General features: G+C 59.2%; 13 protein-coding genes. 7 read left to right on the forward strand and 6 right to left on the reverse strand.

The features are described 5' to 3' along the window. Nucleotides 1-32: 32 nt before the first annotated feature. Together ligA and recG are read left to right on the forward strand one after the other, a co-directional pair. Complete coding sequence (ligA, locus tag AB4K19_RS06505; protein WP_375227631.1) at nt 33-2,150, forward strand: NAD-dependent DNA ligase LigA; 2,118 nt, start codon at nt 33-35, stop codon at nt 2,148-2,150. Continuing rightward, entirely contained in the window at nt 2,147-4,237 is a 2,091-nt protein-coding gene (gene recG, locus AB4K19_RS06510) for an ATP-dependent DNA helicase RecG (RefSeq protein ID WP_375227632.1), read from the forward strand. Before ligA ends, recG begins: the two co-directional genes overlap by 4 nt. A gap of 371 nt (nt 4,238-4,608) precedes the next feature. On the opposite strand, the gene AB4K19_RS06515 is transcribed toward recG, so the two are convergent. After that, nucleotides 4,609-6,003: a methyl-accepting chemotaxis protein gene (locus AB4K19_RS06515; RefSeq protein WP_375227634.1), complete on the reverse strand. Its 1,395-nt coding sequence runs from the start codon at nt 6,001-6,003 to the stop codon at nt 4,609-4,611. A gap of 65 nt (nt 6,004-6,068) precedes the next feature. Next, entirely contained in the window at nt 6,069-6,521 is a 453-nt protein-coding gene (locus AB4K19_RS06520; RefSeq protein WP_375227635.1) for an iron-sulfur cluster assembly scaffold protein, read from the reverse strand. A 101-nt stretch (nt 6,522-6,622) separates the two neighbouring features. Here AB4K19_RS06520 and hisI point away from each other — a divergent pair, with 101 nt between their 5' ends. Next, the gene (gene hisI, locus AB4K19_RS06525; RefSeq protein WP_375230854.1) at nt 6,623-6,991 is read left to right on the forward strand and encodes a phosphoribosyl-AMP cyclohydrolase; all 369 of its coding nucleotides are present in this window, start codon (nt 6,623-6,625) and stop codon (nt 6,989-6,991) included. Here the strand turns inward: hisI and gluQRS are convergent. Genes gluQRS through trmFO form a run of 3 tightly spaced genes read right to left on the reverse strand, consistent with a single transcriptional unit; the run spans nt 6,986 to nt 9,862 of the window. Further along, the gene (gene gluQRS / locus AB4K19_RS06530; protein ID WP_375227636.1) at nt 6,986-7,846 is read right to left on the reverse strand and encodes a tRNA glutamyl-Q(34) synthetase GluQRS; all 861 of its coding nucleotides are present in this window, start codon (nt 7,844-7,846) and stop codon (nt 6,986-6,988) included. The two genes, hisI and gluQRS, sit on opposite strands and share 6 nt — an antisense overlap. Then, nucleotides 7,843-8,457: a class I SAM-dependent DNA methyltransferase gene (locus AB4K19_RS06535; protein ID WP_375227637.1), complete on the reverse strand. Its 615-nt coding sequence runs from the start codon at nt 8,455-8,457 to the stop codon at nt 7,843-7,845. The genes gluQRS and AB4K19_RS06535 overlap by 4 nt, the downstream gene beginning before the upstream one ends. Nucleotides 8,458-8,509: 52 nt before the next feature. After that, nucleotides 8,510-9,862: a methylenetetrahydrofolate--tRNA-(uracil(54)-C(5))-methyltransferase (FADH(2)-oxidizing) TrmFO gene (trmFO, locus tag AB4K19_RS06540; protein WP_375227638.1), complete on the reverse strand. Its 1,353-nt coding sequence runs from the start codon at nt 9,860-9,862 to the stop codon at nt 8,510-8,512. A gap of 340 nt (nt 9,863-10,202) precedes the next feature. On the opposite strand from trmFO, the gene AB4K19_RS06545 reads away from it, so the two are divergent. Beyond that, nucleotides 10,203-10,643, forward strand: coding sequence for a PaaI family thioesterase (locus AB4K19_RS06545; RefSeq protein ID WP_375227639.1), 441 nt, complete (start codon nt 10,203-10,205; stop codon nt 10,641-10,643). A 99-nt stretch (nt 10,644-10,742) separates the two neighbouring features. Here the strand turns inward: AB4K19_RS06545 and AB4K19_RS06550 are convergent, their stop codons facing one another. Continuing rightward, nucleotides 10,743-10,976, reverse strand: coding sequence for a DUF1127 domain-containing protein (locus AB4K19_RS06550; RefSeq protein ID WP_375227640.1), 234 nt, complete (start codon nt 10,974-10,976; stop codon nt 10,743-10,745). A 94-nt stretch (nt 10,977-11,070) separates the two neighbouring features. On the opposite strand from AB4K19_RS06550, the gene AB4K19_RS06555 reads away from it, so the two are divergent. The 3 genes from AB4K19_RS06555 to rpsI all read left to right on the forward strand — a co-directional run bounded on the left by AB4K19_RS06555 (nt 11,071) and on the right by rpsI (nt 13,787). Then, nucleotides 11,071-12,486, forward strand: a complete 1,416-nt coding sequence (locus AB4K19_RS06555) for a PLP-dependent aminotransferase family protein (RefSeq protein ID WP_375227641.1) — start codon at nt 11,071-11,073, stop codon at nt 12,484-12,486. Between the two features lie 345 nt (nt 12,487-12,831). Further along, entirely contained in the window at nt 12,832-13,293 is a 462-nt protein-coding gene (gene rplM / locus AB4K19_RS06560) for a 50S ribosomal protein L13 (RefSeq protein WP_375227642.1), read from the forward strand. Between the two features lie 2 nt (nt 13,294-13,295). Further along, nucleotides 13,296-13,787 carry a 30S ribosomal protein S9 gene (gene rpsI, locus AB4K19_RS06565; protein ID WP_375227643.1) on the forward strand — a complete coding sequence of 164 codons (492 nt, stop codon included), beginning with the start codon at nt 13,296-13,298 and terminating at the stop codon, nt 13,785-13,787. Nucleotides 13,788-13,880: the final 93 nt, after the last annotated feature.

A 13,880-nucleotide genomic window follows, 5' to 3' on the forward strand; every position in this document is an offset into this window, starting at 1 on the left:
TCAGAGAGTTTGACTGATAAAGGCCCTGTCCCGTGTCCGACCCGGAAATCAGCCGTTTAACCGAAAAAGAAGCCCGTGCAGAACTTAAGAGACTTGCCGCACTTCTTCAGACCGCGAACAATGCCTACTACGTGGAAGATGCACCGCAACTGTCTGATGCGGAATACGACCGGCTCAAACAGCGAAATGCCGGTATCGAGCAAAGGTTTCCGCACCTGAAACGCGGGGACAGCCCGTCCGAACTGGTCGGCGCTGAACCCTCGGAAGCATTCTCAAAAATAACGCATGCTGTCCCGATGCTGTCGCTGGGGAATGCTTTTACGGACGAAGATGTCACTGACTTTCTGCAACGTAACCGAAAATACCTTGGGCTTGCGGCGGATGTCCCGATGCCTGTGTCTGCGGAGCCGAAAATTGATGGGTTGTCGCTTTCTTTGCGCTTCAGAAACGGTGTTCTGGAGCAGGCGGCGACCCGCGGTGATGGTGCCGTGGGTGAAAACGTAACCGCAAATGCCCGGACAATTGGCGATATCCCTCAGAAAATTACAGGGGCACCCTCCATCCTGGAGGTGCGTGGCGAAGTCTATATGTCACACGCCGATTTCGCCGACCTGAACAAACGTCAGACAGCGTCCGGTGGAAAGGTGTTTGCCAACCCGAGGAACGCGGCAGCCGGATCGCTCAGGCAGCTGGATGCCGCGGTCACACGGAGCAGGCCGCTGAGGTTTTTTGCCTATGCTTGGGGCGAAGTGTCTGACCCGCTGGCGGCAACGCAGACCGGTGCAATAGCGCGTCTGCAAGCGCTGGGATTTCAGGTAAACCCTCTGACACAGCTTTGCGAAACTGCGGAAGAGTTGATTGACCACTACAGAAGCATCGAGGCACAACGCGCCACACTCGGATATGACATTGATGGCGTCGTTTATAAGGTGAATGACCTGTCGCTCCAGGAAAGGCTTGGGTTCCGTTCGACGACGCCCAGATGGGCGGTCGCCCATAAGTTTCCGGCGGAACTGGCCTGGACACGGCTGGAAGCCATCGACATCCAGGTCGGACGTACAGGCGCTTTGTCGCCTGTTGCGCGGCTGGCGCCCGTGACGGTCGGTGGCGTCGTTGTTTCGAACGCAACGCTTCACAACGAAGATTACATCGCGGGTCGGGACAACAAAGGACAGCCCATCCGTGACGGCAAAGACATCCGTCCCGGCGACTGGGTGCAGGTGTACCGCGCCGGCGACGTGATCCCGAAAATTGCCGATGTGGATCTGTCAAAGCGCCCGGCCGATGCGAAGCCCTTCGTCTTTCCTGTCAGGTGCCCGGAATGTGACAGCGACGCTGTGCGCGACGAGGGAGATGCCGTCCGGCGCTGCACCGGCGGGTTGATCTGCCCTGCACAGGCCGTTGAAAAGCTCAAACATTTTGTGTCTCGCGCGGCCTTTGACATTGAGGGGCTTGGCGCAAAACAGGTCGAGCAGTTTTATCGCGACGGGTGGATCAGGGAACCTGCGGACATTTTCCATCTGCGGGAAAGATACGGAACAGGGTTGCAGCAATTGCGAAACCGCGAGGGTTGGGGTGAAAAATCTGCTGCTAATCTCTTCGATGCTATTGATGAAAAACGCTCGATCCCGCTGTCCCGGCTGGTCTTCTCACTGGGCATCCGGCACGTGGGAGAAGCTGCATCTGCTCTTGTTGCCCAGCATTTCGGCGACTGGGACGCGTTGCTGGAAGGCACAACCAAGGCAGCGGACCTTACAGGGTCGGCCTGGGACGAGCTGAACTCAGTTGATGGAATTGGTGCAGTGATGGCCGGATCACTGGTGACTGCGTTCAATCAGCCCTCTGAACGGGCATCAATCGAACGGCTCGCCGAACAGTTGACCGTTTTACCCGCAGAGCGCCCGGCAGCTTCTGACAGCCCCGTGGCTGGTAAAACGGTGGTTTTCACCGGAACGCTGGAAACCCTGACGCGGGCCGAAGCCAAAGCGCGCGCCGAAAAGCTGGGTGCCAAAGTTTCCGGTTCGGTTTCCGGAAAGACTGACATTCTGGTGGCCGGTCCCGGGGCAGGGTCCAAGGCTAAGAAAGCTGCTGATCTTGGCGTGACCATCATGGACGAAGAAGCGTGGCTTGAACTGATTGGAGCTGCATGAGCGGGCGTCCCGAAATTCTGTTTCCGCTTTTTGCGGGCACCGAAACGCTCTCTGGCATCGGGCCGCGCACAGCCGCGCACCTGCAGACGATCGGCGTGTCGACGCCACGGGATCTTCTGATGACGCTGCCTTATTCCGGCATCGACAGACGCCCTCGTGACACTGTTTCCGGGGCTGTTCTGCCGGGTGTTCTGACAGTTCGCGTGCGTGTTGGTACCCACCTGCCGGCGCGCACGAAAGGCGGTGCCTACCGCATCAACGTGGCTGATGCAGAAACCGGGTTTCAGCTCGTGTTCTTTCATGCCCGCCCGGATTACCTGTTGAAGGTTCTGCCTGAAGGTTCAGAGCGCCTCGTGTCCGGAAAGACCGAAGTGTTCGACGGAATGCCGCAGATGGTGCATCCGGATTTCATCGTTGCGCCCGATGCAGCATCCGAAATGCCGGTGTACGAACCTGTCTATCCGCTGACATCAGGCGTCACGCAAAAAGTGATGTACCGTGCGACGCGCGATGCACTGGGGCGTTTGCCAACAGCAGGCGAATGGATAGATCCCTCGCAGATGGATACCAGCGGATGGCCCGACTTTGGCGACGCTCTGATGCGGGCCCATACGCCGCAGTCTGATGTTGACCTTCAGCTGACCGCACCTGCGCGAGAGCGACTGGCCTATGATGAAATGTTCGCTCATCAGATCACACTCGCACTGGCGCGCGCGCGGGACCGGCGGCGTCCGGGCCGGATCACCGATGGAAACGGAGAACGCCAGACGCGGGTTTTGAAGTCGCTTCCGTATGAACCAACCGCAGCGCAGTCGCGTGCCGTGGCGGAAATCAATGCGGATCTTGCGGCGCCGCAAAGGATGAACCGCCTGCTGCAGGGCGACGTGGGGGCCGGGAAGACGATCGTCGCCTTTCTCGCATTGCTCCGGGCCGTCGAGGCAGGCGGGCAGGGCGTGATGATGGCGCCCACAGAAATCCTGGCGCGCCAGCACCTGGAAAGCCTTGTCGAAATGGCTGAAACGGCAGGGGTTACGATCGATATTCTGACCGGTCGCGACAAAGGCGCGGAACGCAGACGCAAGCTCGAGGCGCTGGCCAGCGGTGCTATCCAGATCCTGCTGGGGACTCATGCGGTTTTTCAGACCGACGTGATTTTCAACGATCTCAGAGTGGCCGTGATTGATGAGCAGCACCGGTTTGGCGTGCGCCAGAGGCTCGAACTGGGCAAAAAAGGCGATGCTGTTGATGTTCTGGTGATGACGGCCACGCCGATCCCGCGCTCTCTGGCGCTGGCGCAATATGGGGACATGGACGTTTCTGTGCTGGATGAAAAACCGCCCGGGCGTAAACCGGTACGGACGGTAATGATCAGCGATACAAGGCTGGACGAGGTGACCGAAAGGCTGCGCCAGGCAATTGCCGACGGGCGTCAGTGTTACTGGGTTTGCCCGCTCGTTGAAGAAAGCGAAGCGGTCGATCTTACTGCCGCCGAGGCCCGTTACCGCATGTTGCGTGCGGCACTTGGCGAAGGAAATGTCGGTCTTGTTCATGGCCAGATGCCGGCGCAGGACAAAGACGCGGCCATGCGGCTGTTTCAGTCCGGCGACACGCGGGTACTCGTTGCCACCACGGTCATCGAAGTTGGTGTGAATGTGCCCGCGGCCAGCATTATGGTGATTGAGCGGGCAGAGATCTTCGGGCTCGCTCAGCTGCATCAGCTGCGGGGCAGGGTCGGGCGTGGTACAGCTGAATCGACCTGTCTGCTCATGTATCATCCACCCTTGTCCGACAGTGCTCAGCGGCGGCTGGAAGTGCTTAGGGAAACCGAAGATGGCTTTGTTATTGCGGAAACGGACCTGCAGATGCGTGGTGCGGGCGATGTGATCGGCACAGCTCAGTCCGGCGTGCCGAAATTTCGCATTGCCGATCCGGAACGTCAGGCTGGTCTCATGGCAACAGCGCAGTCAGATGCCCGGCGTCTGTTGCATGATGATCCCACTCTCACATCACCGCGGGGGCAGGCGGCACGGGTGTTGCTCTGGCTCATGAGTAAGGAGGAGGCGATCCGGCTTATCACAGTCGGGTAGCTTTTTGTTCACAAAAGTTCTTATTTAGTTCTTTACAGAGGGTTAAAATTATGAGAACAAATAGGCAACAAAGGAGGTGAGCGATGGCAACATTCAACTTTATCCGCTCGGTTGCAACACGGTCGCAGAGCACACTTGCTCAGGATGCCGCAGGTGCCGCTGCATTGGTTGTTATGCTGCTTGTCGGGCTCCATCTCCCTGGTTTTTTCTGAATTCTGCCTGCGATTTCATGCCGGCTGGGGCACCTGCGCTGTCCCCAATTGTGCGGGGGATTTTTACTGCCTTGTTCCTGATCCCCTTGCTCCCGCCGGATCCCACATGAAAGACGCTTTTACTGTGCCGCCGTCCTGCCGGACGTGCGGCACTTTTTTTCAGAAGGTGTAGGCGAGGCGCAGACCGCCCCAATGTCGTCCTTTGACGGTGATGGGCGCGGACAGGTCCTTCATCATGCAGAATTCGCCGCCGCCCATGTCCCGGCGATACACCTGCAGCAAAAAGGGTTCGCGGTTCCGGCCTGCCTTGAGGCCCACACGGTCATCAAAAATCCGGCGGTTCCGGCAGTTGGCAGTGTTCCAGACCGGATCGTCGCCGGGTGTCTGCGAAAACTTGTTGTTGTGCGTCGGCAGATAGCCGTTTTCATCCACTGCAGCGCAGAAGACGATCTTTTTGTCGAATGCGAGGGCGGGTTCCTGGATGGGCGGCAAAAGCTCATCCAGCAGATCAACGGCCTGGGTGCTGAACTGTTCGGGGTTCGTGCCCGCTATCGTCCGGTAGTTGCGGTCAAAGAGCTGTTCCATCGTGGTGCGGCCGGAATCTATGGCTTCCTCCAGCGTATCGCTGATCCTGCGCGACAGGCTCTGGACCTGTGCAATGAACGCGCCGTCAGCGGATGACTTGTTCAGCATCGCAGTCGACTGGACAATGGTTTCTGAGGTGTCGATGAGGCGCAGAATACGCTCATGTGTCCGCTCGATACCGGATGTGGTGCTTTCCACGGCGTCGCCGATCCCGGAAAGAGCCGGGCGGAATTCCGTCATGGCGTTTTCGACACGCCCTGTCTGGCCGGCGATCCGCTGAGCCTGTTTGTCTGCGGCTGTGATGGACTTTTCAATGCGGGACAGGGCGGAATCCGTGCCATCCGCGTTTTCGAGAACATGAGCTGCCTTTTCGGCGATGTCGCCTGCCTCGCCACGCAGATCACCGATCCAGCCCGTCAGCGATTCGATATTTGAAGAAATCTGCACCGCGGCATCCCGTGTCTGCTGTGAGAGCGCATTGATGGCCTCAGCAACCACAGCAAAACCACGGCCCGCGTCCCCTGCGCGCGCCGCCTCGATCTTGGCATTGATCGCAAGCGTGTTCACCTGAGTGGCAATACTGGCAATCTGCTGGTTGTTGGTGCGTACGGCCGTGATCGTATCGCTCACGGATTCTGTCCGGTCGGCGAGCGCGTGCACCCATTCCGCCACGCTCCGGGTCTTTTCGCTGGTAGCCCGCACAAGGCCGGCGGATGTCTGCACTTCACGGGCGGTTTCGCTGGTGCGCTCAGCCATTGTGTCGACCGCTTCCTGCACGTCAGAGTTCGCCTGGGTCATGTCTGCTGCCCGGTCGTTCAGCACCCTCAGGCAACTGCGCTGCGACTTTGCGTGCTCTTCCACAAGGTCCAGAAAGCCGGCGATGTCGACGATCTCATACCCGATGGCTGCAGCAGCCTCGGACAACCTCCGGCTCTGTTCGGGCGTTGTAATCTGCTGGTGTACGGTCATGGCTCCCCGCGAATTGCCTGGGATTCGTGATGACACAATTTTACTTAAAAATGGCTAATGCCGGATCAGGCGCAGTCAGACTGCAGTGCCTGGGCCATTGCCTCGGCAGTTGCCTCAATGCTCAGCAGAATGGATGCATGCCTGTTTTTATAGTCTTTGGCCGGTTCCAGGACGCGAAACCCGTCAAAAGGAGCAGACGGTACGGGGCCGTTCTCCTTCAGCATCATGCGCAGTTCGTCGCGCGCCTGTTCGATTTCCGGAAGGCTCCTGCCTACCACAGCACTGCCTGTCACAGCGGCTGCTGCCTGCCCCAGGGCGCAGGCTTTGACGTCCTGCCCAAAAGCACTGATCCGGCCATCGGTCACCGACAGATCCACCGTCACGGATGAGCCACACAGCGGAGACCGCCGCCGTACCGTAGCCATCGGGGCGTCCAGACGCTCAAGATGCGGAATATCTGAGGCCAGGGCGAGGATCTGGCCGGAATAAAGTTTAATCAGATCAGTATCTGTGGACATCGGACGCCTTTGAGGTTTTCCTTGCTCTTCGCTCTTTATACATAGGGGGCGCCAGGCGGATGCAAAAGGACTTTCTGATGCGCGAAGAAGTGCGGGATGATGTGCCGTTCGATGCGGCAACGCTCAAATATGATGACGCCGGGCTGATCCCGGCAATTGCGCAGGACGAAGCGACGGGCGAGGTTCTGATGATGGCCTGGATGAATGCGGAAAGCATCGCGCGCAGTTTTGAAACCGGGCGGGTCACCTACTGGAGCCGGTCGCGCCAGTCCTTCTGGGCCAAGGGGGAGACCAGCGGGAATATACAGGAGCTCATCGGGTTCCGCGTCGACTGCGACCGCGACTGCCTGTTGTTACAGGTGCGCCAGACCGGCCCGGCCTGTCACACCGGCCGCCGCAGCTGTTTTTACACAGATGTGCAGGACGGGATGGAAGTGATCACAAGCGAGCCGGAAGACGGCCACTCATAAACCGACCATTCTGCGGATATCATCCGGTGACGCGCCTTCGTTGCGAAAGAGAGCTATAGCCCGCGCGTCGTCGCGTTTGGCCAGCCGTTTTCCATGGCTATCCCGGATCAGCTGGTGGTGATGGTAAACGGGTGTCGGCAGGCCCAGCAGCTGCTGGAGCACAACATGGATAATGGTTGCGTCGAACAGATCTTCACCGCGAACAACACGGGTGACCTCCTGGTCTGCATCGTCCAGGACGACGGACAGGTGGTAAGACGTTCCCATGTCACGACGGCACAGAACGATATCACCGATGCGGGAGGACAGCTCCAGTGGCTCAAAACGAAAGTGTTCCGCCGCACCACTGCGGCCCGTTTCGGTGAATGACATACGGGGCGGCAAAAGTGCGATCGCGGCCTTCAGGTCCAGGCGCAGCGCCGTATTGTCGGGCAGGGGCGCGCCGGGGTCCCGCGGCAGCGCATGGCAGGTTCCGGGATAGATCAGCCCGTCCGGCCCGGTCAGCGGGGCGCCCTCCTGCGGTGCCGATACAGCCTGCTGGATATCGCGCCTGTTGCAAAAGCAGGGATACAGCAGACCGCGTGCCCAGAGACCGGCCAGCGCATCGCGGTAAATACCCATCCGCTGTGACTGCCGCATCACCGGTTTTTCCCAAGAGATCCCGAGCCAGATCAGGTCGTCATAAATCCGGTCTTCCCATTCCATACGGGCGCGGCTCTGGTCAATGTCTTCGATCCGCAACAGAAACCGGCCCGCATTCCTCACGGCCATATCGTGCGCCACCAGCGCGGAATACGCGTGGCCAAGATGAAGGGGGCCGGTCGGAGATGGTGCAAAACGTGTGGTGAAAGTCACACTTTTTCAACAACATACACGTTGGATTTAAGGTCAATTCCGGGCAGGTGGGGACCATGTTCACGGAACAGCAGCGTGGCTGCTCCGCAATCCACCCATTCACATAACGCTGCCTCATACGCCGGGTCTTCGAGCGCGTGATCGTTATAGGAAAAAACCAGTTTTCCACCAGAGGCCAGTGCATTCATCAGCACGTGAAACATGCTCACCGGCGCGGCACCCGCACCGATCACACCGATGGCCGCAATGGCGGAATATGTTCCGGGCGCGAATGCCAAGGTGCCATCCGCATCGATGCGGTTCAGGCTGCGATAAATGCCCTTCTGCGCGGCCTGGTCGATCATTTCCTGCGACAGATCAAGGCCATCAATGGTCTTGAATCCGGCGGCAGTCAGTGCATCCCCGGAAAGACCGGTGCCACAGCCGAAATCCAGAACGGGTGCCGTGAAATCCTCGGTAAAGGAGGCAAGAGCCGCAGCACAGCGGCCTGGGGTTGCATAGCCCTGACCGGTGACTTCACTGTCATAGCTGCCCGACCAGTCATCGTAGAGCTTGCGTGTCGATGCCGCATCGCGCGCGTCATAGACTTTGTCCAAAAAGGAATCTGTCATACCGGCGGATTATAACGGGGCTGCCCCGCGGGTGTCCAGCCAGCGCGCCCGGTCAGGCCGGGGCGAGTTCGCCCTGCAACCAGCCTTTCCAGTCCGCTTTTGCGCGGTCCGTATAGGCTTTGTACCGGTCCTTGCGGCCACGGCGTCCGCCCCGCAAGCCCTCAACTGGCGGGAAAAGCCCGAAGTTGACATTCATCGGCTGGAAGGTCTTCGCCTCTGCACCACCGGAGATATGCGTGATCAGAGCGCCTGTTGCCGTGGTTGCAGGCGGCGTGTCAAGGCTGTGTCCCTGCAGTTCTGCCGCCGCCAGACGCCCGGCCAGCAGCCCCATCGCGGCGGATTCGACATAACCTTCAACGCCCGTAATCTGTCCGGCAAACCTGATGTTGGGGCGACTGCGCAGACGCATCTGGCCGTCCAGCAGCGTCGGCGAATTCAGGAAAGTATTTCTGTGAATGCCGCCAAGACGGGCGAAGCTGGCGTTTTCGAGTCCTGGAATTGTTTTGAAAACATCAGTTTGCGCGCCGTACTTCATCTTCGTCTGAAAGCCCACGATATTGTAAAGCGTGCCGAGTTTGTTATCACGGCGCAGCTGTACGACAGCCCAGGGCTTGTCATCCGGCGCATGCGGGTTGGTCAGGCCCACAGGTTTCATGGGGCCGAACCTCAGCGTTTCGCGCCCGCGCTCGGCCATTACCTCAATCGGCAGGCAGCCGTCGAAGTATCCGGCGGTTTCGCCTTCGTGAAATTCAGTCTTATCCGCAGCCAGCAGCGCGTCGATAAACGCCTCGTATTGTTCACGGCTCATCGGACAGTTGAGATATGCGGTGCGCTCTTCTTCGGTGTCGCCCTTGTCATAGCGGGACTGCATCCAGGCCCGGCTCATATCGATGCTGTCAAAGTAGACAATCGGCGCAATGGCATCAAAAAAGGCCAGCGCTTCGGCGCCTGTTTCCGCAGCGATGGCGTCGCCAAGCGCGGAGGACGTAAGCGGGCCTGTCGCAATAATCCATGACCCGTCGTCGGGCAGTGATGTGATCTCACCGTATTCGATGCGGATGTTCGGGTGCGCGCTGAGCGCATCCGTCACGGACTGGGCAAAAGGATCACGGTCGACCGCAAGTGCGCCACCCGCCGGCAGGCGGTGCCTGTCCGCCGTGCCGATAATCAGACCACCGGCTTCGCGCATTTCCCAGTGCAACAGGCCAACGGCGTTCTGTTCGTGATCGTCAGACCGGAATGAATTGGAACAGACCATCTCACCCAAAAGCCCGGTCTGATGCGCGAATGTGCCAACAGCCGGGCGCATTTCGTGCAGAACCACGCTGACGCCAAGGTTTGCGGCCTGCCAGGCGGCCTCGGACCCGGCCATACCGCCGCCGATGATGTGGAGTTCCTCTGTCATGCCCGCCATGTAGGGCAGGCCGGACGTTTGCGCAACACGGGCTTTGGTGCGTGACGCCGGTTGTGCAGGAGAAAAGCCGGATTTTTGGGGTCGCCGCGGCGGGCATGTCGGTCAGTGAGAGGCTGACCTGGAGGGACCTTCCGCAGAACGGCGACCCAAAATCGGCAGAAGGTGTCATTACCTTCGCCTCATAAGTGTCACATTCGTGCCCGATTTATAAGAGGCCAAACCGGAAACGGACCTGCGCGGATCCGGAAACAATGACGCAGGGTTACAGGTTCTGTCGCTTGCCGCAGCGTCAAAACCCTGCAAATTTCCCGCACAGCAAGAAGGAACGGGCATGACACTCAAACTCAACGCCGACGAAATGATGGCCTTTATTGACGAGGTTTTTCCGCAGGTCCGGGGCGAATTTGCCATAGATCATCTGGATGGGGAGCGTCTGGTTGCGCGTTTGCTGGTCGGTGAACGGCATCTGCGCCCGGGCAATACGGTGTCCGGGCCGGCCATGTTCGGGCTGGCGGATGTGGCGGCCTATATGGTGACGATGGCTCATGTCGGGCGCGAGGCCCTTGCCGTTACAACGAACTGTTCGATTGATTTCATGCGAAAACCGGCGGCCGGTGCAGATCTTCTGGCCGAGGCACGTCTGCTCAAGCTCGGCCAGTCGCTGTCGGTAACAGACGTGCTGATCTATTCCGAAGGGAGCGACAAGCCGGTCGCGCGGGCGTCATTGACGTATTCGCTGCCGAAGTCCGTGCGGGGGCAGGGCGCAGTTTAGCATTGTTGACCTGGCACTGCGTTGCCGGAACACAGAAACAAAAAGGCGGCCAGGACGAACCCGGCCGCAGGAAGAGGTCTGGTGTGCATACCGGGGAGGTTATGCGCGCCAGAACACCTTGGAAGCCTCAGTATCAGCCTCATGGGGTGTCAGCCCCACATCGGCGAGCTGCCAGTAGGAAAGCTGTCTGAGCGCTTTCCTGGTGCGTCGCCGCGTGGCCCATTTCGACAGGCAGACGGCGAACTCGACCGCGATCAGCGACACAACCGGCACGGCGCGCGTGCGGTTCAGATAGTCGAGGGTGCGGGGCGACAGCGTCATATCCTGTGTCATGGGTATCTCCTTCAATTGTATTGACACAATATAGCAAACTTGCTACGATGTATTGATACGAAAATTGGTACACGGAATCGAGAGAAACATTGTAATGGGTACAATTTGGCAGCCGGAACTCAGCAATCATGACGGGCCCAAGTACAAAGCCGTGGTCTCACTGATCCGCGAAGGTATCGAAGAAGGCCTGCTGAAGCCCGGTGACAAGCTGCCCCCCGTGCGTGATCTTGCCTGGACACTGAAGATTACGCCGGGCACGGTCGCACGTGCCTATACGATCCTGACAGAGAGCGGCACACTGGTTGCCGAAGTCGGGCGGGGCACCTTCGTCGCATCCCGCAAGCCGGTGGCTGTTCCGGAAGAACCCATTGAAGTGGATGTGATTTCGCACCGCGCTGAAGAAGACGGTGATGTCTACAAAGTCAGCATGTTTTCACCGCACCTGCCTGCGGTCGGCCAGGATAAGCTGATACGGAAACTGCTGGGGCAGATCGCTCAGGAGCCGCCGTCGGGCATCATGCATTACCCAAGTCGTTCGGGCGCCCAACCGGCCCGCGAAGCTGTTGTGCGCTGGCTTGCGGGTACACCGCTTGGCGCATTTGGTGAAAAGGACATTGTATTGTCACACGGTGGGCAGAATGGCCTTTCGCTTATTTTCCAGACCATTCTGCAGGGGCGGAAACCTACCGTTCTGATCGAAGAACTGTCTTATCCCGGCTTCCGGCGCGCGGCGGAGCTGTTACGGGCAGATGTGATGCCGGTCGCGATGGACGCTGAAGGTGTGATCCCCGAGGCGCTGGAAGAAGCTGCGCGTGCGCATGACGCCCAGATCTTCTGTACTTCGCCCGAAGTGCATAATCCGACAGGGGTCTTTACGCCACTGGCCCGCCGGGATGCGCTTGCCGCTGTGGCACGCCGCAATGACCTGCAGATTGTTGAGGACGATTGTTACCGGATGCGTGTCGACCGGGCGCCGACCTACCGGATGCTGGCACCGGAACGTGGCTGGTATGTCTCGTCGCTTGCGAAAACACTCACCCCGGCGCTGCGGATTGGTTTCGCAATTGCGCCTGCTGGCCGGACACCGGAGCTGCGCCGGGTCGCCGAGTACAATTGTTTTGGGCTGGCCACGCCGCTCATTGATCTCTGCGCTGCATTGCTGAACCACCCACAGATCGACGCGCTGGCCGAGGAAACGCGCGGCGCCTTCAACCTCTATGTACAGAGTGCCGTCAATATCCTCGGTGGATACGACGTTGTCTGGCGTCCGGACGTGCCGTTTCTTTGGCTGCGCCTGCCTCTGGGCTGGCGCGCGAGTGCGTTTTGTCAGGCCGCCGAACAGCAGGGCGTGCAGATCCGTACCGCCGAAGAATTCGTCTGCCGTGATGCGCGGGCACCCCATGCGGTCCGTCTGGCGGTGAACGCGGGCGTGTCACTGGATAGCTTTGAAGCCGCTGTGTTGCGTCTGCGCCAGTTGCTGGACAGCCCGCCGGAACAACTGAGCGTTTGATGGCTGCGGTTTGGCGCATTCGGGAAGACCACACAGCAGGAATGCCGATGCAGGGCAAGTCGGTTACAGGACTGTCTTCAGGAGTCTTTTGGGGTTGGTGGAGCAGGATTACAGCACGAAAACGGTGACGCGGCATGCGCAACCAGAGAGATTAAGCGGTTGTGTAGTAGCTATCCGCGAAAATTAGTGGGGTAAAATGATACCTATATTTTATACCACTGTTTTTGAACGATTATTTGCCAGCAATAGCGCTTGACGCAGAAACAGCCTCGTTTATAACGCCCCAATCGAATTGAGGCCGTAACGCACTTGTTGCGGCCTGTCACCTCAAACGGGGAACCGTCCATGAAAACTTTCTCTGCAACACCCGCAGACATCGACAAGAAATGGATCCTGATCGACGCCGAGGGCGTAGTTCTGGGCCGTCTTGCTTCGATCGTCGCACAGCGTCTGCGCGGCAAGCACAAGCCGTCGTTCACACCGCACATGGATATGGGCGACAACGTGATCGTCATCAACGCGGATAAAATCCAGCTGACCGGCAACAAACGCCAGGAAAACCATTACTGGCACACCGGACATCCCGGTGGCATCAAATCCCGCACCAAGGAGCAGATCCTTGAGGGCGCGCACCCTGAGCGTGTTGTCACACTGGCCGTCAAGCGCATGCTGCCCGGCAACCGTCTGAGCCGCCAGCAGATGACAAACCTGCGCGTCTACGCAGGTGCGGAACACCCCCATGAGGCACAAAGCCCCGAAGTTCTGGACGTTAAGGCCATGAACAAGAAAAACACCCGGAGCGCATAACGATGGCTGAAGAAATCAACACACTCGAAGAGCTGGGCCAGGTGGCCGGCGTTGAGGCCGCAGCGCCCGAGGCCGAAGTCATCACCCGCGAGCCTGTCCGTGACGAACTGGGCCGGTCCTATGCAACCGGTAAGCGGAAAGACGCGATTGCCCGCGTCTGGATCAAGCCGGGCTCCGGCAAGGTCACCGTCAACGGCAAGCCGCAGAACGAATACTTTGCGCGTCCCGTGCTGCAGATGATCCTGGCACAGCCGTTCACTGTTTCCGGCACAGAAGGTCAGTTTGACGTGGTCGCCACCGTCAAAGGCGGCGGACTGTCCGGCCAGGCCGGTGCGGTCAAGCACGGTATCTCCAAAGCGCTGCAGCTTTACGACCCGTCGCTGCGCGGTGCGCTGAAAGCGGCAGGCTTCCTGACCCGTGACAGCCGCGTGGTCGAGCGTAAGAAATACGGTAAGGCCAAAGCGCGTAAGAGCTTCCAGTTCTCCAAGCGTTAATCCAACCCGGATATTGTTGCTCAAAGGCCGCTTTTTTAAGCGGCCTTTTTGCTGTTCACAGGCATGTTTACGCAGCGTTCTTGCGCGCGTCGG

It is taken from the genome of Roseobacter phycocola, assembly GCF_042055075.2.
Lineage (GTDB): Bacteria > Pseudomonadota > Alphaproteobacteria > Rhodobacterales > Rhodobacteraceae > Roseobacter.